22 protein-coding genes and 1 tRNA gene are annotated in these 24,496 nt (G+C 67.6%); 15 read left to right on the top strand and 8 right to left on the bottom strand.

Features of this window, described 5'->3' with window-relative positions:
• Positions 1–3: 3 nt before the first annotated feature.
• The 5 genes from ntrB (at position 4) to ACFFJ6_RS17060 (ending at position 5,272) form a co-directional block, all read left to right on the top strand.
• The gene (gene ntrB, locus ACFFJ6_RS17080; protein WP_378389943.1) at positions 4–843 is read left to right on the top strand and encodes a nitrate ABC transporter permease; all 840 of its coding nucleotides are present in this window, start codon (positions 4–6) and stop codon (positions 841–843) included.
• A gap of 5 nt (positions 844–848) precedes the next feature.
• Complete coding sequence (locus ACFFJ6_RS17075) at positions 849–1,763, top strand: ABC transporter ATP-binding protein (RefSeq protein ID WP_378389941.1); 915 nt, start codon at positions 849–851, stop codon at positions 1,761–1,763.
• A 42-nt stretch (positions 1,764–1,805) separates the two neighbouring features.
• Positions 1,806–2,294 (top strand): cyanase, encoded by a 489-nt coding sequence (gene cynS / locus ACFFJ6_RS17070; protein ID WP_022721788.1) that lies wholly within the window; start codon positions 1,806–1,808, stop codon positions 2,292–2,294.
• Positions 2,295–2,772: 478 nt separating this feature from the next.
• A complete protein-coding gene (locus ACFFJ6_RS17065) occupies positions 2,773–3,978 on the top strand; it encodes an ABC transporter substrate-binding protein (protein ID WP_378389939.1) in 1,206 nt (401 codons plus the stop codon).
• A 100-nt stretch (positions 3,979–4,078) separates the two neighbouring features.
• Entirely contained in the window at positions 4,079–5,272 is a 1,194-nt protein-coding gene (locus ACFFJ6_RS17060) for a CaiB/BaiF CoA transferase family protein (protein WP_378389937.1), read from the top strand.
• Between the two features lie 274 nt (positions 5,273–5,546).
• On the opposite strand, the gene ACFFJ6_RS17055 is transcribed toward ACFFJ6_RS17060, so the two are convergent.
• Both ACFFJ6_RS17055 and ACFFJ6_RS17050 read right to left on the bottom strand, forming a co-directional pair.
• Positions 5,547–6,239, bottom strand: coding sequence for a hypothetical protein (locus ACFFJ6_RS17055; RefSeq protein ID WP_378389935.1), 693 nt, complete (start codon positions 6,237–6,239; stop codon positions 5,547–5,549).
• Positions 6,240–6,465: 226 nt separating this feature from the next.
• A complete protein-coding gene (locus tag ACFFJ6_RS17050) occupies positions 6,466–8,115 on the bottom strand; it encodes an ATP-binding protein (protein ID WP_378389932.1) in 1,650 nt (549 codons plus the stop codon).
• Positions 8,116–8,346: 231 nt separating this feature from the next.
• On the opposite strand from ACFFJ6_RS17050, the gene ACFFJ6_RS17045 reads away from it, so the two are divergent.
• Positions 8,347–9,249: a helix-turn-helix domain-containing protein gene (locus tag ACFFJ6_RS17045; RefSeq protein ID WP_378389930.1), complete on the top strand. Its 903-nt coding sequence runs from the start codon at positions 8,347–8,349 to the stop codon at positions 9,247–9,249.
• A gap of 36 nt (positions 9,250–9,285) precedes the next feature.
• Here ACFFJ6_RS17045 and ACFFJ6_RS17040 read toward each other — a convergent pair whose 3' ends face one another.
• From ACFFJ6_RS17040 to ACFFJ6_RS17020, 5 genes are all read right to left on the bottom strand, one after another.
• Positions 9,286–10,470 carry a thiolase family protein gene (locus tag ACFFJ6_RS17040; RefSeq protein WP_378389928.1) on the bottom strand — a complete coding sequence of 395 codons (1,185 nt, stop codon included), beginning with the start codon at positions 10,468–10,470 and terminating at the stop codon, positions 9,286–9,288.
• A gap of 166 nt (positions 10,471–10,636) precedes the next feature.
• Complete coding sequence (locus tag ACFFJ6_RS17035; RefSeq protein ID WP_378389925.1) at positions 10,637–14,089, bottom strand: ATP-binding protein; 3,453 nt, start codon at positions 14,087–14,089, stop codon at positions 10,637–10,639.
• Positions 14,086–15,309: a metallophosphoesterase family protein gene (locus ACFFJ6_RS17030; protein ID WP_378390020.1), complete on the bottom strand. Its 1,224-nt coding sequence runs from the start codon at positions 15,307–15,309 to the stop codon at positions 14,086–14,088. Before ACFFJ6_RS17030 ends, ACFFJ6_RS17035 begins: the two co-directional genes overlap by 4 nt.
• A 153-nt stretch (positions 15,310–15,462) precedes the next feature.
• Positions 15,463–15,537: transfer RNA gene (locus ACFFJ6_RS17025), tRNA-Thr, on the bottom strand.
• A 209-nt stretch (positions 15,538–15,746) separates the two neighbouring features.
• The gene (locus tag ACFFJ6_RS17020) at positions 15,747–16,187 is read right to left on the bottom strand and encodes a nuclear transport factor 2 family protein (RefSeq protein WP_378389923.1); all 441 of its coding nucleotides are present in this window, start codon (positions 16,185–16,187) and stop codon (positions 15,747–15,749) included.
• An 86-nt stretch (positions 16,188–16,273) separates the two neighbouring features.
• Here ACFFJ6_RS17020 and ACFFJ6_RS17015 point away from each other — a divergent pair, with 86 nt between their 5' ends.
• The 3 genes from ACFFJ6_RS17015 (at position 16,274) to ACFFJ6_RS17005 (ending at position 19,033) form a co-directional block, all read left to right on the top strand.
• Positions 16,274–16,504 (top strand): hypothetical protein, encoded by a 231-nt coding sequence (locus ACFFJ6_RS17015; protein ID WP_378389921.1) that lies wholly within the window; start codon positions 16,274–16,276, stop codon positions 16,502–16,504.
• Entirely contained in the window at positions 16,501–18,201 is a 1,701-nt protein-coding gene (locus ACFFJ6_RS17010; RefSeq protein ID WP_378389919.1) for an FAD-dependent oxidoreductase, read from the top strand. Before ACFFJ6_RS17015 ends, ACFFJ6_RS17010 begins: the two co-directional genes overlap by 4 nt.
• Positions 18,202–18,529: 328 nt before the next feature.
• Positions 18,530–19,033, top strand: a complete 504-nt coding sequence (locus ACFFJ6_RS17005) for a hypothetical protein (RefSeq protein WP_378389917.1) — start codon at positions 18,530–18,532, stop codon at positions 19,031–19,033.
• A 70-nt stretch (positions 19,034–19,103) separates the two neighbouring features.
• Here the strand turns inward: ACFFJ6_RS17005 and ACFFJ6_RS17000 are convergent, their stop codons facing one another.
• Complete coding sequence (locus ACFFJ6_RS17000; RefSeq protein WP_378389914.1) at positions 19,104–19,388, bottom strand: hypothetical protein; 285 nt, start codon at positions 19,386–19,388, stop codon at positions 19,104–19,106.
• Between the two features lie 240 nt (positions 19,389–19,628).
• Here ACFFJ6_RS17000 and ACFFJ6_RS16995 point away from each other — a divergent pair, with 240 nt between their 5' ends.
• From ACFFJ6_RS16995 to ACFFJ6_RS16970, 6 genes are all read left to right on the top strand, one after another.
• On the top strand, positions 19,629–19,922 hold the full coding sequence (locus ACFFJ6_RS16995; RefSeq protein ID WP_378389912.1) for a DUF3551 domain-containing protein: 294 nt from the start codon (positions 19,629–19,631) through the stop codon (positions 19,920–19,922).
• Between the two features lie 168 nt (positions 19,923–20,090).
• Entirely contained in the window at positions 20,091–21,380 is a 1,290-nt protein-coding gene (gene murA, locus ACFFJ6_RS16990) for a UDP-N-acetylglucosamine 1-carboxyvinyltransferase (RefSeq protein WP_378389910.1), read from the top strand.
• A gap of 20 nt (positions 21,381–21,400) precedes the next feature.
• Positions 21,401–21,859: a DUF2948 family protein gene (locus tag ACFFJ6_RS16985; protein WP_378389908.1), complete on the top strand. Its 459-nt coding sequence runs from the start codon at positions 21,401–21,403 to the stop codon at positions 21,857–21,859.
• A gap of 135 nt (positions 21,860–21,994) precedes the next feature.
• Positions 21,995–23,290, top strand: coding sequence for a histidinol dehydrogenase (gene hisD / locus ACFFJ6_RS16980; protein WP_378389906.1), 1,296 nt, complete (start codon positions 21,995–21,997; stop codon positions 23,288–23,290).
• Complete coding sequence (locus tag ACFFJ6_RS16975) at positions 23,287–23,778, top strand: UPF0262 family protein (protein WP_378389903.1); 492 nt, start codon at positions 23,287–23,289, stop codon at positions 23,776–23,778. The genes hisD and ACFFJ6_RS16975 overlap by 4 nt, the downstream gene beginning before the upstream one ends.
• Positions 23,779–23,940: 162 nt before the next feature.
• Positions 23,941–24,396, top strand: a complete 456-nt coding sequence (locus ACFFJ6_RS16970) for an arsenate-mycothiol transferase ArsC (RefSeq protein WP_378389901.1) — start codon at positions 23,941–23,943, stop codon at positions 24,394–24,396.
• The last annotated feature ends 100 nt before the right edge of the window (positions 24,397–24,496 follow it).

The raw sequence follows: 24,496 nt of genomic DNA, 5'->3' as shown, positions 1-24,496 counted from the left end.
GCGATGGCGAAGTCCCTGACGCTGCGCGCTGCCGTGGTGTCGATGGTGCTGTTTCTCAGCTTCATCGGCGCCTGGCACCTGGCCACACGTGGTAGTGGCTCGACGGCCGCGATGAATCCCGAATACGCCAAGCTGATGGGACTCACGGCCACGCAAGGTAAATCGGCGATGCCCGGCCCGCTCGATGTCGGCGCCAAGCTGTGGGAGCATCTCAAGCGGCCGTTCTACGATAACGGCCCTAACGACAAGGGGCTCGGCATCCAGCTCGGCTATTCGATCGCGCGGGTGATGGCCGGTTACTTGCTGGCCGTCGCGGTGGCGATCCCGCTCGGCTTCCTCATCGGGATGTCGCCGCTGATGAGCAAGGCGCTCGATCCTTTCATCCAGGTGCTGAAGCCGATCTCGCCGCTCGCCTGGATGCCGCTGGCGCTCTACACCATCAAGGACTCCGGCCTTTCGGCAATCTTCGTGATCTTCATCTGCTCGATATGGCCGATGCTGCTCAACACCGTGTTCGGCGTCGCCTCGGTGCGTAAGGAATGGGTCAACGTCGCCCGCACGCTGGAAGTCGGCACCGTCCGCCGCGCTTTCACGGTCATCCTGCCGGCCGCGGCACCGACCATCCTCACGGGCATGCGCATCTCGATCGGCATCGCCTGGCTGGTTATCGTCGCAGCCGAGATGTTAGTAGGGGGTACGGGTATAGGGTACTTCGTCTGGAACGAATGGAATAACTTATCGATAGTGAATGTGATTATCGCTATTCTGTCGATCGGGGTGGTTGGGATGATCCTCGATCAGGTCCTCGCGCAGTGCACTCGTCTCGTGACGTTTCCGGAGTGAGCGCCATGATCGACAAGTTCATTTCGATCGAGGGTATCGCCAAGCGCTATCCGGCGGCGGGGGGCGGGCAGACGACGATCTTCGAGGATCTGTGGCTGTCGCTGCCGCGCGGCGAGTTCGGCTGCGTCATCGGCCACTCGGGCTGCGGCAAGACCACGGTGCTCAACATCCTGGCGGGGCTCGACCAGCCGAGCGAGGGCGCGGTGATCGTCGACGGCCAGGCGATCGAGGGCACCAGCCTGGATCGCGCGGTGATCTTCCAGAGCCACGCGCTGCTGCCGTGGCGCACCGTGATGGGCAATGTCGCCTATGCGGTGAGTTCGAAGTGGCGCAAGTGGGACAAGGCCAAGGTCCGCGCCCATGCGCAGCAATTCATCGATCTCGTCGGCCTCACCGGCTCCGAACACAAGCGGCCGTCGGAGCTGTCGGGCGGCATGAAGCAGCGCGTCGGCATCGCCCGCGCGCTCAGCATCACGCCGAAGATCATGCTGATGGACGAGCCGTTCTCGGCGCTCGACGCGCTGACCCGCGGTTCGCTGCAGGACGAGGTGAGGCGCATCTGCCTCGAGACCGGGCAGACCACCTTTATGATCACGCACGACGTCGACGAGGCAATGTATCTCGCCGACAAGATCTTCCTGATGACCAACGGCCCCGGCGCGGTGGTGGCCGAGATCGTCGAGAACCCGCTGCCGAAGGATCGCGCCCGCATCGATCTGCACCGCCATCCTTATTACTACGCGCTGCGCAACCACATCATCGATTTCCTGGTGACGCGCAGCAAGACCTTCGCCGCCGAAAATCCGCAGCACGATCCGCGCAATGTCCCGCTGGTCCGCCCCGGACTCGCCGAGCCGGCGCTGGTGCCGCAACCGAGCGGCGTCGCCGTCCCCGGCGCGGCACAGCTCCGCGCCCGCTGATCCACCCTCATCGAACACCGCTATCTGCCAAGGAGACCGACCATGAAGCGTGCGCAACTCACCGAAAAGCTGCTCGACCTCAAGCGCGAGAAGGGCTGGACCTGGAAGTACATCTGCGAAAAGATCGGCGGCCATTCCGAAGTGCTGGTGGTCGGCGCCATCCTGGGCCAGATGAAGCTCACCAAGCCGCAAGCCGCCGCCGCCGCCGAGCTGTTCGGCCTCTCCAAGGTCGAGACCGCGATGCTCAACGAGGTGCCGATGCGCGGCGAGGGCATCACCATGCCGCCGACCGACCCGCTGATCTATCGCTTCTACGAGCTGGTGATGATCAATGGCCCGGCCTGGAAGGCGCTGATCGAGGAAGAATTCGGCGACGGCATCATGTCGGCGATCGACTTTGACATGGTGATGGACCGCTTGCCAAATCCGAAGGGCGACCGCGTCAAGATCACGATGTCGGGCAAGTTCCTGCCCTACAAGTACTACGGCGCGACCGGCAACAATCAGGAGTACGGCTTCAAGGAAGAGTGAGGCGGGGCGCCGAACTGTCCTAGAAGTCCAGCTATAGCGCTTCATCGATCGATTGAAGCAAGGCAGCGTTTCCAAGCGCACTGCCCCCTCATCCTGAGGAGCCCGGCGAAGCCGGGCGTCTCGAAGGATGAACCACGGAGTGCCCGTGTCGCATGGTTCGAGACGGCGCTTCGCGCCTCCTCACCATGAGGTCGTTCCTGTTGCGGGCGGTCTAGCCCGCGAGATCGGAGTCCGTCAGAGGCACTTCCAAATCCCTACCCTGCAAAAATCACATGCGGATGCGCGGCTGAGGGTACGTCACAGTCGCGATCGAACATGTATGCTTGCCTGAACGCGTGAGCCGCCCGGCTCGCCAATAAGCAAGCGCGCGTCTCGGTCGAATAGTTCTGGCTGGGGCCGCGCTGATCGCAGCTGCATGGCTGCGAGGGAGTGCACCGCAAGCCTCGCGCAGACGATGCAAAGCGGACCAGGAGGAGACATGACGTACTTGCAGCGAATGCTCGTCGGCGCGACCCTGTGGGTTGCGGCCGGCACGGGTGCGGCGATTGCGGCCGGCAGCTATGATTCGGGCGCCACCGACAGCGTCATCAAGCTCGGCCAGACCATGCCGTATTCGGGCCCGGCGTCGGCCTATTCGGCGATCGGCCGCGCCGAGGCCGCTTACTTCAAGATGCTGAACGACAAGGGCGGCATCAACGGCCGCAAGGTCGAGCTGCTCAGCATGGACGATGCCTATTCGCCGGCCAAGACGGTCGAGCAGGTCCGGCGGCTCGCCGAAAGCGACGAGGTGCTGGCGATGTTCTCGATCCTCGGCACCGGGCCGAACATCGCGGTGCAGAAATATCTCAACCTCAAGAAGATCCCGCAGCTGTTTCCGTTCAGCGGCGCGAGCCGCTGGAACGACGCCGCGCATTTCCCGTGGAGCACCGGTTCGCAGCCGACCTACAGGACCGAAGGCAAGATCTACGCGAAGTGGATTCTCGCCAACAAGCCGGGCGCCAGGATCGCGGTGATCACACCGGCCGAAGAAGCCGGCCGCGATTATCTCGCCGGCTTCAAGGAAGGGCTGGGCGAGCATGTCGACCAGATCGTGTCGGAGGCGGTTTACGAGTCCACCGATCCGACCGTCGACTCGCAGATCGTCAAGTTCAAGGCCGCCGGCGCCGACGTGCTGTTCAACGAGTGCACGCCGAAATTCGCCGCGCAGGTGATCAAGAAGGCCGCCGAGCTCGGCTGGAAGCCGCAGATCATCCTGCCGGCGGTGTCGAATTCGGTCGGCTCGGTGCTCAAGCCGGCGGGGCTGGAGAATGCGGTCGGCATCGTCACCGGCGCTTATCTGAAGGATCCGGGCGATCCGCGCTGGGCCGACGATCCCGGCATGCAGCAATGGCGGAGCTGGATGAAGACCTACAATGCGGGGGCCGATCCGGCCGATATCTTCAACGTCTCCGGCTACACTTTCGCGCAGATGATGGAGCTGGTGCTGCGCCGCTCCGGCGACGATCTCACGCGGGCGAATCTGATGAAGCAGGCGGAGTCGCTCGACGGCGTCGAACTGCCGATGCTGCTGCCCGGCATCAAGCTGCAGATGTCGCCCGATCAGCGCACGCCGATCCGGCAGTTGCAGATGGCGCGCTTCAACGGCACCTCGTGGGAGTTGTTCGGCGATGTGCTGAACGAGTAGCTCGCACTCGCCGACGGCGGGGCGTCGGCCGAGTCCATCCTCCGATCGTGCCGCGAGATGCGGCGCGATCAGTCCTCCGTTTCTCTCATTGTGACCGACCATGACCGAACCGACCGGGCCGCTCGCCGGCATCCGCATTCTCGATCTCACCAGCGTGTTGTTCGGCCCCTATGCGGCGCAGATCCTTGGCGACTGGGGCGCCGACGTCATCAAGATCGAAACGCTGGACGGCGACATGTGGCGCTACAGCGGTGCGTTCCGCAATCGCGGCATGAGCGGCCAGTTCATGGCGGTGAACCGCAACAAGCGCAGCCTCGCGCTCGACCTCAAGCATCCGGACGGCAAGGCGGCGCTGCAGCGGCTGATCCCGACCGCCGACGTGCTGGTCACCAATGTGCGCCCGGCTGCGATGGCGCGGCTCGGCTTCGGTTACGACGAGTGCCGCGCGCTCAATCCCAGGCTGATCTACGCGGCTGCGACCGGCTTCGGCCAGGAAGGGCCGTGGGCGAAGCGGCCCGCGTTCGACGAGATCATCCAGGCGGCGTCGGGCCTCGCCTCGTCGGTCGGATCAGACGACGAGCCGCAATTCGTGCCGAGCCTGATCGGCGACAAGATCTGTGGCCAAGCGCTGGCCGGCGCGGTGTCGGCGGCGCTGTTCAGCCGCGAGCGCACCGGCAAGGGTCAGCTCGTCGAAGTGCCGATGCTGGAGACCATCGCGGGCTTCAACAGCGTCGAGATGCTGGGTGGCTACGCGTTCGATCCGCCGATCGGGCCTCCCGGCTACAAGCGGATGAAGGAGCGCAAGCCGGTGCGGACCAAGGACGGCTGGATCACCATGCTGCCGTACTCGGGCGACAATTGGTCCGCGTTCTTCGAGGCGGTCGGCCGGCCCGAGCTGATCGAGGAACTGCAGGTGCGCGATCCGGTGGCGCGTGCCGAGAACATCGATCGGATCTATGCGCGAATGAACGAGATCGCGCAGGGCCGCACCACGGCCGAATGGCAGGAGATGCTGCTGCGTCTCGATGTGCCGCACACCGCCTTCGCGCGGATCAGCGAGATCACCGAGCAGGAGCACCTTAAGGCGGTCGATTACTTCGCTGCGATCGATCACCCGTCCGAAGGCAAGATCCGCCAGGCCCGTCCGGCCACCAAGTTTTCCGAAGCCCCGCCCAATCTGCATCGCGTGCCGCCACGTCTCGGCGAACACTCCCGCGAAGTGCTGGCGGAGGCTGGCTACAGCGGGTCGGAGATCGATGCGCTAATGGCAGCCCGCGCGGCCGGGGAGGGATGAGGCGGCTGGAGACGCGTGAGGACGCGCCGCCAGCTCCTTACGCTTTGAATGGTTGTAGACCGGCAGAGCACAGCGCGCTCCCTCTCCCGTTTACGGGAGAGGGCTGGGGTGAGGGCGACGCGGGCGCCGTGCCTGTGTGAAGGCCACGCAGACCCAGTGCCTGGGGACCCCCACCCCCGACCCCTCCCCGCAAGGGGGAGGGGGGGAAGTAGCGCCGCGCCGCAATTGTCTGTCGTCTTCTACGTCGTCGTTATCATCGGCATCACCATCACCATCACCGGCGCCGTCTGCCGCGTCTCGCTTTCGGCGGGTGCAGCGCCGGGTGATCGTCGGGTGGCGCGTGGGCATCTTCGAACAGCTGCATAGCCTCGTCGGGGACCTTGTCGACGTCGACGCCGCCGCGGTGGATCTCTTTGAGCGCGGAGCGGATGGCTTCGTCGCGGGAGATCCACCACGAGCCTGGATACGCCGTGCCATCGGGAGCGCGGCGCCGGCGTCTGCGGCCCATCGCTTCGAGCCGTGCCATCTTCAGCACCTGCAGCGCCTGCATGAGCTTGTCGATATCGACCTGCGGATCGGCTTCGAGTTCGCGGATGGCGCGCTCGGCGAGCATGTGCAGCCGTTCGGCGAGCTTGCGTAGTTTCAGCCTCTGGCTGGCGCGGATGCTCGGCACGGTGTCGGTGGCGCGCGGCGCGAACAACGGGCGTTTCCAGCCGCCGTCGCGCGTCCAGCGGCAGATGCTGGCGCGGCCGACGCCGGTCTTCTTGGCGATCTCCCCATAGGTCAGCCTCGTCTGCTCGATCAGCCGGCGCACCTCGAGCGTCTTGGCATCGGTGTGCGGCCGGCGCGAGCCCCGCGGCCGCTTGCCGACGATCGGCGCCTCGCCGTCCACCGGCTCGGCGGGCGGCACGCGCAGGCGAAAGATCGGAGGATCGAACAAGGAGCGCATGAAAGGAATATAATCCATTCACGCGGCTCTGGCAACGACTGAGTGCCTACGGCCGGTCGAACGGCTTGAATGCCCGGTCCGACCTGCACCAGCAGATCAGTCGCGTCCATCGATCGGGTCGTCGTGCGGAGATTTCGTCGGCGCGCGCCCGGTCATCCACGTCGTTGCCGCGGTCGCGCGGCACGACGTGGATGCCGCCAACAGGCCGGGCATGGCGTGGGGCGGAGGGCAGCTGCGGAGCGGACTAACCGACGCTCGGGTCGGGGCCGATCGCCAGCGGCAGGCGCAGCTCGAAGGTGGTGCCCTGGCCGATCGCTGTGCGGATGTCGATCGAGCCGCCGTGCAGCCGGACGATCGACCGGCACAGCGCGAGGCCGACGCCCATGCCGGACGAGCGGGTGGTGAAGAACGGCTCGAACACCCGGGCGCGGACCTCTTCCGACATGCCGCAGCCGCTGTCTTCGATCGCCAGATGCACGAAGCCGTCGTCGGACGTCGTGGTCCGGATCACCAGGCGGCGGTCCTCCGGCGCGGTCGTCGCCATCGCGTGGATCGCATTGGTAATCAGATTAAGGACGACCTGCCGGAGCTGAATGCGATCCGCCAGGATCGGGCAGCGCTGGCCGGAGAATTCAGTCACGAGCTGAACGCCATGGGCGTCGAGATCCTCGGCCGCAAAGCGCAGCGCGTCGCGCACGAGATCGATCGGACAGACCGGCAGCAGCGTCGCCCGCCGCTGCTGCACCAGCGCGCGCAGCGACGTGATGATCTCGGCCGCGCGCCGGGCGGCGTCGCCGATATTGCGTAGTCCGTCGCGCGCCTCGGCGATCTCCGGCTGCGGCCTGTCGAGCCAGCGCAGGCCGACATCCGCATGGGTGATGATGCCGGCGAGCGGCTGATTGATCTCGTGCACGATCGAGGCCGCGAAACTGCCGAGCGCGATCAGCGGGGCGAGATCGGGATTGGGCGGCTGCGACGGGCCATCCGCCACGGTGTCGCCGCAGCCCGAACGGCGCGACCGCCGCGCAAGCTGGGCGGCTTTTCCATCCGCGCCCCATGTCTGATAGCAGGCGATGGCGGCCTGGAAACATCCCTGCGCGGGCGTCGGCAGACCTGCCTCCAGATAGGACGAGCCGGCGAACTCCTGGGCGAGCGCGCGTTCGTGCGTGAGGCCGGCTTTGGCCGCGGCGTCGGCCGCGCGCTCGTACAGGGCCTGCGCGCCGGTTGCGTCGCCGATCAGCCGCGCCGCTTCGGCTTCCAGCAGCAGGTGCTTGCTCTGGAACAGCGCCGGATCGAGTCGCGCCGATATTTCGAAACGATCGCGCGCCGCGATCAGATGATTGGTGCCGTGCTGCGGCGTCATTCCGCGCGCTGTCGGCCGCGAATGTGCCAGCGCCAGAAAGAAGCAGTTGTCGGCGCGGTCGATATGGGTGGGGGCGAATGCGCCGAGATCGGCTGTCTTGTCGATCCGGCGGGACTCGTGGAGATGGTCGGCGGCGCGATCGTCCTGGTTGAAGAACACCGCGGTGATGCCGGCGTAGTGATGCAGCCAGAACAGCGTTGCGGGCGAGAGCTCGCGATCGCAGACGACGGCGCTGCCGATCTCGAACTGCCCCGTGCGCAGCGCGTCGATCAGTTCGAGCTGAGCTCGGTAGATGCCACTCGTCCCGAGCGCCGAAGCGATCCTTTGGCGGATCGCCGGAAGCCTCTCACCGGTCAGTAGCGGAAACGGAAGGCCGCTTGCGTTGTCACGATGCCCCGCCGGGAGAAGGCGCACGGGCGTCGCGGAGCCGCTGCGCTGTGCGGGCGAGAGGTTCGCGGCGAGCAGGTCCTCGCACCAGCCGATCCAGCGCAGCGCTTCGGCGCCCATCGACAGATCGGCCGTGGAGCGCATGGCCGTCCGCGGACGCTCCGTCACTTTATCGTGTGGGTGCTGCTGATCGGTGGCCAATCGCGCGTCTCGAGGCTGCTGATCACAGCGCGCAGCCTGACATCGGAGGTCGGTCCTTGTATTTGCATGGAGCGGCATTGTTTTTGCCGAGATTGACGTTCTTGATCCGGGAACCGTGTCGGCTAGATTGTCGCGAGGTCGTCGAGGCGGCCCGCAACGCGGCGGAGTAACGAAATGGCGCAAGTCCAGGTGTTCGGAGATCGAAAATTTCCCACCGCTGAGTTGCTCCTCACCTCCGCCGGTCGGGACTGGAGCGGAGTATCCGCGCAGCTGCGCAACCATCCCGCCTGCGACGTGCCTGCGCCTTCGCCCGACGAGATGGAAGTCACATTCGCGATGACGACCTCGCCCGCCGGCCGGGTCGAGCGCTGCTCCGGCGGCCAATTCCAGAATACGGCGGTGCGCAGCGGCACGTTGTGGTTCTGTCCGATCGGCGTCCGCGAGGATTCGATCAGGATCACCCAGCCGCTGAGCAACGTGCTGCACGTCTTCCTGGCCCGATCGCAGTTCGACGGGCTTGCCGAGATCAGTTCGACGACTCCGTCGCCCGCCAACGTCGCCTATCTGGCGGATGTCGAGGACGAACTGGTGCGTCAGCTCTGTTTGCGCATCCATCGCGAACTCAGCGAGGAGACCAGCGGCGGCAAGCTGCTGATCGAGTGCCTGTCGCAGGCACTGGTGGCGCATCTGGTGACGAGCTACTCGAGCGACGCGAAGGTGCGGCTCGATCAAGACCGGACGGCGCTCCGGCTCGACGATGCCCGGCTGCGGCGCGTGCTCGACTACATTCACGCCAATATCGATCAGGACCTGACGCTGGCGAAGCTGTCCGACGTCGCCTGCCTGAGCAAGCATCACTTCGCGCGGGCGTTTCGCGAAGCCACCGGCGTGCCGCCGCATCGCTACATCAGCGCGCGGCGGCTCGACCATGCCTTGAGTCTGCTCAAGGGCTCGCAGTCGAGCCTGGCGGACATCGCCTATCTGTGCCGGTTCTCGTCGCAGGCGACCTTCACGCGCGCGTTCCGCCGACAGGTCGGCGTTTCGCCCGGCGAGTATCGGCGCCGCACGACGGCCTGACGGCAGCCGCCGGACTCATCCCCGGCGCATGCACGCTCAGATCATCTCCAGCGCCAGTGCGATGCCCTGGCCGCCGCCGATGCACAGCGTCACCATGCCTTTGCGCAAGCCGTCGCGCTTCATCGCGTGCAGCAGCCGCGTGGTCAGGATCGCGCCGGTCGCGCCGATCGGGTGGCCATGCGCGATGGCGCCGCCCTCGACATTGATGATGTCGGCCGGCAGTCCGAGCTCCTTGGCGACGGCGAGCGGAACGGCCGCGAAGGCCTCGTTGATCTCGATCCGCTCGACGTCCGATAATGTCCAGCCGGCGCGCTTGAGCGCCTTGCGCACGGCGGGAACGGGGCCGAGGCCGAACAGGCCGGGCTCCACCGCCGCGACGCCGTAGCCGGCCAGTCGCGCGATCGGTTCGATGCCGGCAGCGTCCGCGAAGGCGCGCCCCGCCACGATCATCGCCGCGGCGGCGCTGTTCAGGCCGGGCGCATTGCCGGCCGTGATGGTGCCGTCCGGCCGGAAGGCGGGCTTGAGTTTGGCGAGCACCTCGACGGTGGTGTCCGGCCGCGGCGCCTCGTCGGCCGCAAAGCTCTCCGGGCCCTTGCGGCCCTTGACGGTGACCGGGACGATCTCGCCCTCGAAACGGCCAGCCGTCTGGGCCGCCGCGAACCGCTGCTGCGAGCGCGCGGCGAAGTCGTCCTGCGCGGCGCGCGTGATCTGCAGCCTGGTGACGAGGTCTTCGGTGTGCCAGCCGGAGTGCTTGCCGGAAAATGCGTCGTTGAGGCCGTCGGTCAGCATGCTGTCGAGCACTTCGGCCGGACCCATCCGATAACCCCAGCGGCCGCCCTCTAGGAGATACGGCGCGCGGTCCATGTTCTCCATGCCGCCCGCCACCGCGATGTCGATCTCACCATCGGCGATTTCCTGCGCCGCGGTCAGGATCGCCTGCGCGCCCGAGCCGCAGACGCGATTGACCGTGTAGGCCGGCACCGACACCGGCAGGTCGCCGCCGATCGAGGCTTGCCGCGCCGGGTTCATCCGGTTGCCGGCCTGGATCACGTTGCCCATCACCACCGAGCCGACCGCGTCGGCCGAAAGCCCGGCGCGCCGCAGCGTCTCGCGAATGACGACGCTGCCGAGCTCGGTCGCCGGCGTCCCCTTCAGCGAACCGTTATAGGTGCCGATCGCGGTTCGGACGGGATGGCAGAGAACGATCTCGCGTGCGCTCATGAGGATCTCCTCGATCGTGTTCGCAGCGGCGACCTGGGCGCATCATCGCCGAGCCCACAGGCACCGCGGCGGCCAAGGGCGGCCGCCTGCGCCGGAATGTATGATGATCGTCATATCATCGCAAGTGCGAACGCTGGGGCGCGCGGGCGTTCCGCGCGGCCCGGGTCTACAAGTCGATCACATCGACCTGATGATCCGTCAGGGACAGGGCGAGATCGGCGACGTGGCGGTGATGCGTGAACAGGATCATCTGACGCTGCCGGCCGGCCGCGGCCAGCAGCCGGAGCGTCGCCAGCGTCCGCCGCTCATCGAAACTGGCGAGCAGATCGTCGCCGATGAACGGCAGCGGCTCGGAGGCGCGGCGTTCGAGCAGCGCGAGGCGCAGCGCCAGAAACAGCTGATCGCGCGTGCCTTCGCTGAGGCCGGACAGCGGCACGCGTTCGCCCGAGGCCCGGCGTGCCACCAGTCTCGGCTCGTCTTCGTCGCCGTAATCGATGCCGAGCCCGGCGAAGGCTTCCGCCGTCGCCAGCGCGAACAGCTCGCCGGCGCGCGCCACCATCGGATCCTGCACCTTGGCGCGATGCAGTTCGACGACGCGGCGGGCCAGCAGCGCCGCTGCCGAGCGGAGCAGCCAGTCTTCGGCGATCGATAACAGCTCGGCACCGGCCTCGCGGCGCCGGCTCGCGGCGCCCGCGGCATCGCGGCCCTTGATCAGCGCTTCCAGTTCGCGCTGCCGCTGGTAATGAGCCGCCGAGGCATCGGCGATGTCCTTGAGCAGCCGGGTCTGTTGTTCGGTGGCGCTGGCGATGTCGGCCTGCAGCCGGTCGAGATCGATGCCCTCGCGCTCCTGACGCAGCGCGGTCTCGTCGTGCCCGTCGCCGATCTCGAACAGATGTCGGCGCAGCTCCGCCTGCTCGGTCTGCAAGCGCAGACGGGTCGCGAGCCGCGCCAGCAGTTTGGGCACCGCGACGATGTCGGCGCCCAGCGTCTTGCCGGCGTGCTGGAGCGTGTCGAGGCTCGCGCTGAGGCGGCTCACCAAAGCGCCGCGACTGACCGCGCGCTTGGCCGCATTCTCGTGCAGACGATGGCACGCCTCGCGGGCGCTGCGGGCGGCGTCGAGCCGCTCGGCCAGGCGCTGCACGGCGTCCTGCGCCGCGAGGTTGCTCAGGTCCGGCGCGACCCGCGCCAGCAGGTCCGCGACGTCGCGGTCGAAGTCCTGCAGATCAGTCGTAATGGTGTCGACGCTGCGGCCTTCGCGTTCGAGGTTGGCGCGCGGCACGCCGACCGCGCTCCACACCGACAGCGCCGCTTCGGCCTGCGCCGGCGAAGCCTCGGCGGCGAGTCCGATGGCGCGCATCGTCTGCGGCCAATGCTCCCGGAGCTCGGACAGGCGCCGCTCGCAGGCCGTGCGCGCGGCCTCCGCCTCGGCGAGATCGCGCTCCAGCCGCTCTTTCGCAACCTGGCGCGCCTTCGCGTCGCTCCATGCCGCGACCAACTGATCGTAGCGGCCCTTGGCTTCGCGATACAGCACGCCAGCCGGGGCATTGGCATCGGCCTGACGGCCGACGCCGTCGAGGAAGCCGAGGATCGCCGTCTTGCCGTCGCTCAGCGCCATCGCCTGCGCGTCGATAGCGGCCCGCTGCAGGTCGAACTTCGTCAGTTTGCCGATGATCTCGTCGAACCGCTCGCGCCAGCGCAGCATCTCCGCCGCGCCGGACGGCTGCAGGCCGGAGGCCGCCCAGACCTTGGTCCATCCTTGGCTGATATCCGCCAGGCCCTGCCGGAGATCGGCCCGCTTTGCCGCGACGCGCTCGCGTTCGCTGCGCGTTTCGGCGATACGCCGCAGCGCGTCCTCATGCCGGGTGGCGCGCTCGGTGTCGGTCAGCAGCGAGTCGGTGATGCCGTCGATCGCCCGCGAGGCTTCGGCGACGGCATCGAACCGCTGACGGCGTTCGTCGCGATCACCATCGAGCCCGTCGTACAGCGCGCCGAGGCTGTCGTCGCGTGTCAGCCGCGCGGCGGTCAGATCGGCCTTGGTCGGCACCACGCCGGCGCTCGACAGCCGCGCCAGCTCGGTCTCAGAGGCGGCGATCGCATCGTCGAGCTTGGCGATCTCGGCATCGAGTCGCTTGAGCTCGGTTTCGCTGAGCTCGAAGGCGCTGGCGAATTTGCCGATGGTGGCGCGGTCGGGCACCGGAAGGGCGCGTATCCGGTCGGGCGCGCCCGGCGCCGGGTCGAGCGCGGCGACGGCATTGCCGATCGCCTCGAGCTCCACTGCCAGCGCGGCGCGGTCGCGGCGCAGCCGCTCTTCCTGCGCCTGAATGTCGCCGAGCGCCTCGAAGCGCTGGCGCAGCGGCTCGAGATCGACGAGATGCGGATCGTCGCCGGTCGCCGCCTGGGCCTCGCGTTCGCGCCGCGCGCGCTCGTAGCGGGCTTCGATATCGGCCAGCTCCTGCGTGGTCCGTCGCATTTTTTCCATGCGGTCGCGCGCGTCGGCGAGCGCCGGCTCCGTCGGCAGCGCGGCGAGGAGCTCGACATGCGAGGCGAGCCCGAGCTTGCGCGCGCAATCGTCCAGCTGTGCCTCCGCGCTGGCGCGGTCATGGCGACGCCGGGGCAGGTCGGACGCGGCCTTGCGCACGGCGCCGAGCCGTTCGCGCAGCGCCACGACCGTGCTGGCCTCCGCCAGCAGGGCCTCGTCGACATGGATCGTGGCGATCTCGGCTGCGTCCGCGGCCGCTGCGGCGTCGAGCGTCGCGATCTCGGCTTCGAGAGCGGTCTTGCTGTCGAGCGAGGCGCGCCACTCGGCCAGCGTCGGCTCGGCGACGAGCGGCAGATCCTTAAACTCCGATAGTTCGGCCTCGATATGGTCCAGCCGCGCCAGCTGCGAGCGCACCCGCAGCGTTCGCTGCCAGCGCGCCAGCGTGCTGCCGCAGGTGGCGTGCTCGGACTTCAGCTTCTCCAGCTCGGCGGCGGCTTGCTCCACCGCGCCCTGCAACTGCCGCAGCATATCGCGAGTGACGATGGCGTCGCGCAGCTCCTTGTCGGCGGCGTCGCGGCGCTCGGCCGCCACGTAGAACGGCTTGCTGGCGGATTTGCGCGACGTGAACAGCTCGTCGGCCTGCTGCTGCAGGCGATCTTGAATGCGCGACAGCTCCGCCATGCCGGCCGAGCTCGCCGCCAGCGTTTCGGCCAGACGCCCGCCGGTGCCGAGCAATTCGTCGCCGCCCGTCCGCAGCGCCTGCGCGGTCATGCCGAATTCGCGATTGAAGGTGGCGCGCGAGACGTCGCCCAGCAGCGCCGCGAGGTGATCGTCGGGCAGCGGCTGATCGTCCGCATCGAGCAGCGTGTTCTTGTTGCCCTTGCGGCGTCGCGCGGTGATCAGGCGGCCGTCGGAATGGCGGAAGCTGCCGCCGAGGCGCAGCAGCTTGCTGTCGTGCTTGAAGTCGTAATCGGTTCGCCCGCCGAATCCGAACAACAGATCGCCGATCGCCGTCAGCGCCGAGGTCTTGCCGGCCTCGTTGGCGCCGAGCACGATGTGCAGCGCCGCCTGCGGGGCGAACGGCACGATGCGGTCGGTGAAGATGCCGTAGCGCTCGAGCGCGAGCTGCTCGATTCTCACGACAGCTCTCCGGCCAGCAGGGCGCGGGCATCGTCGGACAGGCTGCCGAGCACGTCGGACGCGTCGAACTCGTCCTGCAGATCGCGCGGCAGCTTCGACCTGATCGTCTCGGTCAGCTCGGCGAGGGCCGCGGCAAGGCCGGGATCCTGCGCGCCTTCGGCCAGCAGCGCCGCGACATCGATATCGTCTCCGTCCGGCTGCGCGGTCGGCGCCTGCGCCGGCGACGTCGTCTTGATCTTGAGCTGTTCGATCCAGCAATCGGCGGCGAGATGCAGCGCGCCGGCGCGCAGATCGTCCTGCAGCGCGTCGCGGCGGACCAGCAGCCGGTTGTGCAGCGGCGTCGCACCGGTCAGCGTCACGCGGACCGCGAGAGCGCGGCCTTCGCTCTGCGCATGGAGTTCGGCGAGGCGCTCGCTCACCAGCGCGGACACCTGCGATTCCTCGGCGGTGGCTGCGACGTCGATCGTCAGATGCGCCCAGCGCGCGCCGTCGAGCGCGAGCGGCGTGACATCGACCACACGGCCGTCCTCGACCGTGACCCGCACTGCGCCCTTGGCGCCGGTCTCGCGGACGCTGCGGCCCTGCAGATTGCCCGGAAACACGATCCACGGATCGCGGTGGACGATCTCTGCGGCATGGACGTGGCCCAGCGCCCAGTAATCGTAGCCGAACCGCCGCAAATCATCGACGCTGCAGGGCGCATAGCCCTCGTGGCCGCGCGTGCCGTCGAGCGAGGTGTGCAGCACGCCGATGTTCAGCCAGCCTTCGCGGCGCGCCGGATAGCTCGCGACGAAATCCGCGTTGACCCGATCCGCAAAGCTGCGGCCGTGCAGCGCCACGCGAAAGCGTTCGAGCTCGACCGTCGCGGCCTTGGTGGGAAACACCGTGACGCTGTCCGGATAGGGCAGGCCGCGCGACATCAGGTTGTCGGCGTCGTGATTGCCCTTGACGATGAACACCGGAATCCCGGCGCGATGCAGCGCGCCGATCGCGCCGACGAAGAACAGCCCGGTGGTGACGTCCCTCCAGTCGCCGTCGAAAATGTCGCCGGCGATGATCAGGAACGCCGCATTGCTGGCGATCGTCTCGTCGACCAGCGCCTGCACGGCCTTCCGCCCAGCTTCGGCGAACCGCCGCGCCACATCCTCGTTCTTCGCCCGCAGCCCCGCCAAGGGACTGTCGATGTGCAGATCGGCGGCATGAATGAAGGTGAATCGCATGGTCATCGGTGGTGGAATAAAAGCGCAGAGCAGGGAAGGGGTATCTTAGTCGCCAAAGCCGGCTTCGGCGTGTTCATGATATGTCCAGCCGTCCCGGTATCGCTCGTGGCGCGGCTGGCGCGTTCAATAACATCAACAATTTCAAGGTTTGAATGGTGCTGCCGGGGAGGATCGAACTCACGACCTCTCCCTTACCAAGGGAGTGCTCTACCACTGAGCTACGGCAGCATAAACCGATCCGGGAATCAGCCCCTAGGGCCCGGTGCGGCGGGGCGATCCTTGCCACAGGGCATCCGGGAGTGCAAGCGCGGCGCGCGCATCGGGTGAGGAAAACCTGCCGGGGCCGCCGGGCCGCCGGCGTGGCAATTGGCCTATGATCCCAAGGGGGTGCCGCGCGAACGGCCGCCGCAACGGCGGGGCGGCGCGGCTGTTCGACTTTAGCCCGGCTTCAGCTTGAGCTGCAGCATCTTGGGGGCGACCCGGCTGCCGACGGCGTCGGCCACGGCCGACAGCGTCCGCAGCGGCCGCATCATCACCTCGAACTCCAGAATCTTGCCCTCGGTGTCGAGGCGCATCAGGTCGACGCCCTTCACCTGCAGCTTGCCGATCTCGGCGCTGAATTCGAGCGCGGCCTCGTAAGGCCCGGCGACGAAGGTGCGGCGATAGCGAATGTTCTCCAGCACTTCGGCGACCGTGAGCATCACCAGCAGGGTAGCCTCGCGGCCCTGGATCGGAGATTGTACGACCGGCGAATGGAACGTAACGCCGTCGGTCAGCAGTCCCGTCAGCGCCACCGCGTCGGCGGCTGGCAGCGCCCGATGCCAGGTGGCGACGGTGTGTTGCGATGCGGCCGCCAGCGCACAAGTGTCGCCCGACATGCGTCTCTCCTATCTGGATCCTCAATGCAGACCAAGCCCGAAGCAATGACAACCGCGACCATCGCCGCATGCGGGTGGGCCCGGCCATGACCGATACGCCGCCGCGTACCGCAAAGGATCCGACCGGCCGGCAGGCGCGGCTGCGCGACGCACTGCGCGACAATCTGAAACGGCGCAAATTGCAGGCGCGGGGCCGTGCCGGTCAGTCCGCGCCGCCAGACGGCGACCACAGCAGAAACGTTCAAGACAGCCCGTCCGGTGCCGCCGATGTCCTTGTGGAGGGGAGCGCACCGAACGTCGAAGGGGAACGCCGATGAGCATCGATGACACGGGGCGCGCCGACGCCGCCGCGGCCGGCAAGCGCAACGATCGCTACGACCAGACCTTTCCGGTGCTGACACCCGCCGAGATCGCCCGCATCCGCCGGTTCGGCGAGATCCGGCGCTACGTCGACCACGAGCTGATGTTCGAGACCGGCAAGCAAGGGCCGGGCATGTTCGTGGTGCTGTCCGGACACGTGGCCGTCACCCAGCGCGACGGTCTCGGCCGGGTCACCCCGGTCGCCGAGCAGGGACCCGGCCAGTTCCTCGGCGAGATCAGCCAATTGTCCGGCCGCGTCTCGCTGGTGGACGGCTCCGCCGAGGGCGAGGTCGAATGCCTGCTGGTGTCGCCGGAGCGGCTGCGCGCCCTGATGGTCGCGGAAGCCGATCTGGGCGAGCGGATCATGCGGGCGCTGATCCTGCGCCGGGTCAACCTGCTGCAGGGCGGCGTCGGCGGTCCGGTGCTGATCGGCTCGGCCATGTCGTCCGACGTCGTGCGGCTGATGGGCTTCCTCACCCGCAACGGCCTGCCGCATCATCTGCTCGATCCGGCGGTGGACCGCGACGCCGGCGATCTCGTCGCCCGCTACTCGCCGTCGCCGGCCGATCTGCCGCTGGTGGTGACGCCCGACGGCACCGTGCTGCGCAATCCGCGCGAGTCCGAGCTTGCCCGCGCGGTCGGGATGATCGGCGAAATCGCGCGCGACAAGGTCTATGACGTGGCGATCGTCGGCGCCGGCCCGGCCGGGCTGGCGACCGCAGTGTATGCGGCGTCCGAAGGGCTCTCCGTGGCGGTGTGCGATCAGCGCGCATTCGGCGGCCAGGCCGGCGCCAGCGCGCGGATCGAGAACTATCTGGGCTTTCCGACCGGCATCTCCGGTCATGCATTGACGGCGCGCGCCTTCAATCAGGCGCAGAAGTTCGGCGCCGACGTGATGATCCCGATCGAGGTCAAGGCGCTGGATTGCAGCCGCGACGACGGCACCTTCGCGCTCGAGATCGACGACGGCGAGGCGCTGCGCGCCCGCGCGATCGTGGTCGCCAGCGGCGCGCGCTATCGCCGGCCGGAGATCGTCAATCTGGCGGCGTTCGACGGCCGCGGCGTGTACTACTGGGCGTCGCCGATCGAGGCGCGGCTGTGCAAGGCGCAGGAGGTGATCCTGGTCGGCGGCGGCAACAGCGCCGGGCAGGCGGCGGTGTTTCTCTCCACGCACGCCGCGCGCGTCCACATGGTGATCCGTGGCGGTGGTCTCGCCGCCAGCATGTCGCGCTATCTGATCGAGCGGATCGAATCGACGCCGAACATCGAGCTGGTGTTCAACACCGAGGTGGTGGAAGTGAACGGCGCGCCGGACAGCGGCCTCGAACGCGTCACGCTGCGCAGCCGGCTGTCGGGCGAAACCTGGCCGATGGAGGTGCGCAACCTGTTCCTGTTCGTCGGCGCCGACCCGGCGACCGGCTGGCTCGACGGTTGCGGCGTGACTGTCGATCGCGGCGGCTTCGTCATCACGGGCGCCCAGACGGGGCAGGCCACCAATCAGCGTCCGACGGCAGCGCTGCAAACGTCGGTGCCGGGCGTGTTCGCGGTCGGCGACGTGCGCTCGGGCTCGGTGAAGCGCGTCGGCGGCGCGATCGGCGAGGGCGCCCAGGTGGTCGCCGCCCTGCACGGGTACTTGGCGGACCCGCTGAACTAAGTGACGTGTCTCACAGGCGGTCGGCAGAAGTAACATAGTCCCAGAGAGCAGCAGCCCCTAGCATTGGGCGCTGTCTCCCCTCCCCCTTGCGGGGAGGGGTCAGGGGTGGGGGTCCCCAGGCACTGAGTACGCGTCGCCTGCAAAAACGCAGGCGCTGTGCCCGCGTCGCCCTCACCCCGGCCCTCTCCCGCAAGCGGGAGAGGGAGCACGCTGCGGCTCGCGGCTAGGCGCTGGGCACGCGGTGTTGATCATTCCGGCGTGACAAGCGACGGCTTGTTCTGCATGATGACTATCATGCGATATTGATAATCAATTGCAGGAGCCCGCGATGGTCCTCGGAATGGATTTGCAGACCTTCACGTTGATTCATGTGGTGATCAGCCTGATCGGAATCGCCGCCGGTCTGATCGCGATGGTCGGGCTGTTGATTTCCAAGCCGTTGCCGGGATGGACCGCTCTGTTCCTCGCGACGACGATCCTGACCAGCGCGACCGGCTTCCTGTTTCCATTCTTTCAGCTGCTGCCGTCGCACATCGTCGGCATCATCTCGCTGGTGCTGCTCGCGGTCGCGGTGGTGGCGCTGTATGTCGGCCGGCTCGCCGGGCCGTGGCGACCGGCCTATGTGATCACCGCGCTGCTGTCGCTGTACCTCAACGTCTTCGTGCTGGTCGTGCAGGCGTTTCAGAAAGTCACCGTGCTGCGCGATCTCGCGCCGAATCAGAACGAGCCGCCATTCCTCGCCGCGCAGGGGGCCACGCTGGTGTTCTTCGTGGTGATGATCATTCTCGCGCTGCGCCGCTACCATCCCGTCCCGACCTATGCGCGGGCCTGACCTCGTGGACAATCGCAATGAAAAAGGCCCCGGCTGAGCCGGGGCCTTTCCGTATCTGTGATCTCGGACGTTAGCGCGCCGGCGGGGTGCGCGTGCCATTGTTGTTGCCGCCCGGGCCGACATCGCCCTGGGTGGACGACGGCGTCGGATGGTTGGCGCCGTTCATGCTGCCGGCCGCGCCGGTGGTGGTGCCGGGGGCCATCGTGCCGTTCTGCATCGGGGCGCCGTTGCCGACGCGCTCCGAGCCCATCGCGTTGCCGCGGGTGTCGGTCTGGCCCTGCGCAGCAGCCGCGAGCGTGGTGGCGAGCAATGCCGCAGCAGCGGCGCCAGCGATCTTGGTCATTCGGGAGCTCATGGGGAAACCTCTTTGGTTATATCGATTGATGCGTTTGCGTCGGGTCGTGTTGCATCGTGCGGTTGCACTGCCTGGAAAACCACGGCCACTGCGCGCCGTTCCGACGGAACAGCAGATCGCGCGTGTAAGACGGTCGCAGTTTGCATTGGAACACGAACCGCGTAGGAAGAGCGGAGGGCCCGCGACGAGGAACCACGGCGGCTGGACCGGATTGTTTCGCCAATTCAGACGGAGACACTCATGAGACGAGCTTTGAACAATCTGATGTCGCGCCGGGTCTTGGCGGCCGTTGCGGCGGTGTCGGCGATCGCGGGTGCGAGTCTGCTCGGCGGCACCGCGGCGCAAGCGCGCGATTATGCGTATTGTCTGACGTCTCCGGGCTATGGCTATCCGGGCGACTGCAGCTACGCGTCCTATCGGCAGTGCCGCGCCGCCGCATCGGGGCGTCTTGCCGACTGCAACCTCAACCCGCGCGTCGGCTTTCGCGAGCCGCGCCATCGCGATTATCGCACCTACGGCGATCCGCGCTGGTAAATGCGCCGATCGGCGCGGTGGCGCGGGAAGCGCCGCCGATTCGCCCGGGCCGGGCGGCTATTCGTCCGGATCCCGAACCCGGGCCCATGAAATAGCCTCAAATTCCACGCTTTTGCCACGGACGGCGGTTCTGCCGTATATGAACACGGCTCAAAAGCGGGAATCGGCATGGATCGCATTCGGATTATCGGCGGCAACAAGCTGCACGGCACCATCCCGATTTCGGGCGCCAAGAACGCCGCCCTGCCGCTGATGATCGCCGCGCTGCTGACCGACGAGACGCTGATCCTCGACAATGTTCCGCGGCTCGCCGACGTCGCGCTGCTTCAGCGGATCCTCGGCAATCACGGCGTGGACATCATGGCGGCTGGCAAGCGGCCGGGCGACCACGAATATCAGGGCCAGACCCTGCACATCTCCGCCAAGAACATCATCGATACCACCGCGCCCTACGAGCTGGTGTCGAAGATGCGCGCCAGCTTCTGGGTGGTGGCGCCGCTGCTGGCCCGGATGCACGAGGCCAAGGTGTCGCTGCCGGGCGGCTGCGCCATCGGCACCCGGCCGGTCGACCTCTTGATCATGGCGCTTGAAAAGCTCGGCGCCGAGATCTCGATCGACGGCGGCTACGTGATCGCCAAAGCGCCCGGCGGGCTGAAGGGCGCCACCATCGAATTCCCCAAGGTCACGGTCAGCGGCACGCATGTGGCGCTGATGGCGGCGACGCTGGCCAAGGGCAGCACGATCATCTCCAACGCGGCCTGCGAGCCGGAGATTGCCGACGTCGCCGATTGCCTCAACAAGATGGGCGCGAAGATCACCGGCGCCGGCACGCCGCGCATCCTGATCGAAGGCGTCGCCAAGCTGCACGGCGCGCGCCACACGGTGCTGCCGGACCGGATCGAGACCGGCACCTATGCGATGGCGGTGGCGATGACCGGCGGCGAAGTCCAGCTCTCGGGCGCTCGCCCCGAATTGCTGCAGGCGGCGCTCGACGTGCTGGCACAAGCCGGCGCGACCATCACGCCGAACAACGACGGCATCAAGGTGTCGCGCAACGGCGCGGGCATCAGCCCGGTGACGGTGACGACCGCGCCGTTCCCGGGTTTCCCGACCGACCTGCAGGCGCAGCTGATGGCGCTGATGACGCGCGCCAAGGGCGCCTCGCACATTACCGAGACGATCTTCGAGAACCGCTTCATGCACGTGCAGGAGCTGGCACGGTTCGGCGCCAAGATCTCGCTCGACGGCGAGACCGCGACGATCGACGGCGTCTCCCAACTGCGCGGCGCGCCGGTGATGGCGACCGATCTGCGCGCCTCGGTGTCGCTGGTGATCGCGGCGCTCGCCGCCGAAGGCGAGACCATGGTCAACCGCATCTATCATCTCGATCGCGGCTTCGAGCGGCTCGAAGAGAAGCTGTCGGCCTGCGGCGCCACGATCGAACGTATCAGCGGGTGAGCGCCGCTGCGGGGGCTGCTGTGGGTGAGTTGAAACTGATCGCGCTCGACCCCGACGACCTCGCGGTGATCTCCGCCCATGTCCAGGACGCGCGCGTCGAAACCGGCGACATCGTCTGGCGTCAGGCGGAAAAGCGGTTGGTGGTAGGACTGCACCGGCTTGACTGGGAGCAGACGCTGTCGGGCGAACCGGTGCCGGGCCGGCTGATCGCCGCGCTGCGGTTCGACCGCGTGCTCGCCTGCAAGTCGCGCAAGATCGATGTCGAGACGCCCGAGACCGCGCTGGAGCTGATCGGCATCGAATTCTATCCGGCGCCCGAGCCGCCTGGCGGCAGCGTGGTGCTGATGTTTTCACGCGGCGGCATGCTGCGCCTCGACGTCGAATGTCTCGAATGCGCGCTGACCGATCTCGGCCCCGACCATCTCGGCACCGGCGATGCCGATCGTGATGCCCCCGAGGATCTGGGCGGCCTCGGCTGAGCGAATGTTTGCTGCGGCTTTGCCCGATCCGGCAACCGAAGCGAAAGCCTTCCGGCATAAGGGTTGACGGCGGTAAGTCGCCGCGCCATTGAGCATCATGGCCGCTTGGGCCGACGTGCCTCCGGAAGCTCTCAAATGCCAATTCGTCTCGACAGCGCCAGCACCGATTTTGCCTCGCAGTTCAAGGCCTTCCTCGCCATGAAGCGCGAGGTGGCGGCCGACATCGAGGCGGCGACGCGCGCGATCGTCGAGGATGTGGCGGCGCGCGGCGATGCGGCGCTGCTCGAAGCGACCGCGAAGTTCGACCGCTTGAGCCTGACGGCCGACGGCCTGCGCGTTACCGCGGCCGAGGTCGAGGCGGCCGTGAAGGCCTGCGACCCGGCCACGATCGACGCGCTGAAATTCGCGCGCGACCGCATCGAATTCTTTCACCGCCGGCAACTGCCGAAGGACGACCGCTTCACCGACGCGCTCGGCGTCGAGCTCGGCTGGCGCTGGAGCGCCGTCGAGGCGGTTGGCCTCTATGTGCCGGGCGGCACCGCGGCCTATCCGTCCTCGGTGTTGATGAATGCGATCCCCGCCAAGGTGGCGGGCGTCGAGCGCGTGGTCATGGTGGTGCCGTCGCCGGACGGCAAGCTCAACCCGCTGGTGCTGGCGGCGGCGTCGCTCGGCGGCGTCACCGAGATCTATCGTGTGGGCGGCGCTCAGGCGGTGGCCGCGTTGGCCTACGGCACCGCGACGATCGCGCCGGTGTCCAAGATCGTCGGCCCCGGCAACGCCTATGTGGCGGCCGCCAAGCGGCTGGTGTTCGGCCGCGTCGGCATCGACATGATCGCCGGCCCGTCCGAAGTCGTGGTGGTGGCCGACCAGACCGGCAATCCGGACTGGATCGCCGCCGATCTGTTGGCGCAGGCCGAGCACGACGCCAATGCGCAGTCGATCCTGATCACCGATGATGCGGATCTTGCCGCGCAGGTCGAGCGCGCCGTCGAGGCGCAGCTCACCACGCTGCCGCGCGAAAAGATCGCGCGCGCCTCGTGGGGCGAGTTCGGCGCGATCATCAAGGTCGGCAAGCTCGACGAAGCGGCGCCGCTGGCGGACGCGATCGCCGCCGAGCATCTCGAAATCATCACCGCCGATCCGGAGGCCTTTGCGGCCAAGATCCGCAATGCCGGCGCGATCTTTCTCGGCGCACATACGCCGGAAGCGATCGGCGACTATGTCGGCGGCTCCAACCACGTCTTGCCGACCGCGCGTTCGGCGCGGTTCTCGTCCGGGCTCGGCGTGCTCGACTTCATGAAGCGCACCTCGATCCTGAAATGCGGGCCCGAGCAGCTCGCGGCGCTGGGCCCGGCGGCGATGACGCTCGGCAACGCCGAGGGGCTGGATGCGCATGCGCGCTCGGTGGGACTGCGTCTGAACCGGCGATGAGTACTTCCGAACCAGACGATTCCAACAATCGCATCGTCGCGGTGACGCTCGACGAGGAATCGATCGGGCGGTCCGGGCCGGATATCGAGCACGAGCGCGCCATCGCGATCTATGATCTCGTCGAGAAGAACCTGTTCGCGCCGGAGAACGGCGTCGAGGGCCCGTTCACGCTGCATATCGGCATCACCGGCAACCGGCTGATGTTCGACATCCGCCGCGAGGACGGCACCCCGGTGATCACCCATCTGTTGTCGCTGTCGCCGTTCCGCCGCATCGTGAAGGACTACTTCATGATCTGCGACAGCTACTACCAGGCGATCCGTACCGCGACGCCGGACAAGATCGAGGCCATCGATATGGGCCGGCGCGGCATCCACGACGAAGGCTCGCGGACCCTGCAGGAACGCCTCGCCGGCAAGGTCCGGATCGACTTCGAAACCGCGCGCCGGCTGTTCACGCTCATTTCGGTGTTGCATTGGAAGGGGTGAGGCGAAAGTGCCGGCCGTGCCCTTCCGTCATTGCGAGCCAACGGGTCGGCGCGCAGCGCCGCCCGATGACAGGCTGCGCGAAGCAATCCAGCTCCGTGCACTGCGCTGGATTGCTTCGTCGCGTTGCTCCTCGCAATGACGTCGTGATGCGAGCCTGACCGGATGGCGGGACGCGTGCCGCAAGCGGTGCTGTTCGCCTGCGGCATGAACAGCGTCCGTTCGCCGATGGCCGAAGGCCTGCTGCGCAGCATCGCGCCGCGCACGATGTACATCCGCTCGGTCGGGGTGAAGACGCAGGAGCTCGATCCGTTCGCGGTGGCGGCGATGGCCGAGCGCGGGATCGACATCTCCAAGCACAAGCCGACGACCTTCGATGAGCTCGACGACTACGAAGGGCTCAACTTCGACCTGATCATCACGCTGTCGCCCGAGGCGCACCACAAGGCGCTGGAACTGACCCGCACCCACGCGATCGACGTCGAATACTGGCCGACCTACGATCCCACCGGCACCGAAGGCACCCGCGACCAACGCATCGCCGCCTATAGCGACGTCGCCGACACGCTGATGCAACGGATCTACAAGCGCTTCGGCCGGCACAGCGGGGCGAACGAGTAGTTGAATGTGCGCCGGCACTGAGCCGCAAGTCCGCGCGGCAAGGGATCCGAGATCAGCTCTGGCTCGCTGTTTTGAGGCTAAGAATAGCCTATCGACCCGT

Source organism: Rhodopseudomonas telluris (genome assembly GCF_042432815.1).
GTDB classification, from domain to species: Bacteria; Pseudomonadota; Alphaproteobacteria; order Rhizobiales; family Xanthobacteraceae; genus Rhodopseudomonas; species Rhodopseudomonas telluris.
Note: the sequence above shows the minus strand (reverse complement) of the source record. Positions and strands in the feature narration are given on the sequence as shown.

Coding starts and splice junctions, on each gene's coding strand:
- ntrB (WP_378389943.1), top strand. CDS start 4: ATGGCGAAGTCCCTGACGCTGCGCGCTGCCGTGGTGTCGATGGTGCTG.
- ACFFJ6_RS17075 (WP_378389941.1), top strand. CDS start 849: ATGATCGACAAGTTCATTTCGATCGAGGGTATCGCCAAGCGCTATCCG.
- cynS (WP_022721788.1), top strand. CDS start 1,806: ATGAAGCGTGCGCAACTCACCGAAAAGCTGCTCGACCTCAAGCGCGAG.
- ACFFJ6_RS17065 (WP_378389939.1), top strand. CDS start 2,773: ATGACGTACTTGCAGCGAATGCTCGTCGGCGCGACCCTGTGGGTTGCG.
- ACFFJ6_RS17060 (WP_378389937.1), top strand. CDS start 4,079: ATGACCGAACCGACCGGGCCGCTCGCCGGCATCCGCATTCTCGATCTC.
- ACFFJ6_RS17055 (WP_378389935.1), bottom strand. CDS start 6,239: ATGGATTATATTCCTTTCATGCGCTCCTTGTTCGATCCTCCGATCTTT.
- ACFFJ6_RS17050 (WP_378389932.1), bottom strand. CDS start 8,115: ATGCGCTCCACGGCCGATCTGTCGATGGGCGCCGAAGCGCTGCGCTGG.
- ACFFJ6_RS17045 (WP_378389930.1), top strand. CDS start 8,347: ATGGCGCAAGTCCAGGTGTTCGGAGATCGAAAATTTCCCACCGCTGAG.
- ACFFJ6_RS17040 (WP_378389928.1), bottom strand. CDS start 10,470: ATGAGCGCACGCGAGATCGTTCTCTGCCATCCCGTCCGAACCGCGATC.
- ACFFJ6_RS17030 (WP_378390020.1), bottom strand. CDS start 15,309: ATGCGATTCACCTTCATTCATGCCGCCGATCTGCACATCGACAGTCCC.
- ACFFJ6_RS17020 (WP_378389923.1), bottom strand. CDS start 16,187: ATGTCGGGCGACACTTGTGCGCTGGCGGCCGCATCGCAACACACCGTC.
- ACFFJ6_RS17015 (WP_378389921.1), top strand. CDS start 16,274: ATGACCGATACGCCGCCGCGTACCGCAAAGGATCCGACCGGCCGGCAG.
- ACFFJ6_RS17010 (WP_378389919.1), top strand. CDS start 16,501: ATGAGCATCGATGACACGGGGCGCGCCGACGCCGCCGCGGCCGGCAAG.
- ACFFJ6_RS17005 (WP_378389917.1), top strand. CDS start 18,530: ATGGTCCTCGGAATGGATTTGCAGACCTTCACGTTGATTCATGTGGTG.
- ACFFJ6_RS17000 (WP_378389914.1), bottom strand. CDS start 19,388: ATGAGCTCCCGAATGACCAAGATCGCTGGCGCCGCTGCTGCGGCATTG.
- ACFFJ6_RS16995 (WP_378389912.1), top strand. CDS start 19,629: ATGAGACGAGCTTTGAACAATCTGATGTCGCGCCGGGTCTTGGCGGCC.
- murA (WP_378389910.1), top strand. CDS start 20,091: ATGGATCGCATTCGGATTATCGGCGGCAACAAGCTGCACGGCACCATC.
- hisD (WP_378389906.1), top strand. CDS start 21,995: ATGCCAATTCGTCTCGACAGCGCCAGCACCGATTTTGCCTCGCAGTTC.
- ACFFJ6_RS16975 (WP_378389903.1), top strand. CDS start 23,287: ATGAGTACTTCCGAACCAGACGATTCCAACAATCGCATCGTCGCGGTG.
- ACFFJ6_RS16970 (WP_378389901.1), top strand. CDS start 23,941: ATGGCGGGACGCGTGCCGCAAGCGGTGCTGTTCGCCTGCGGCATGAAC.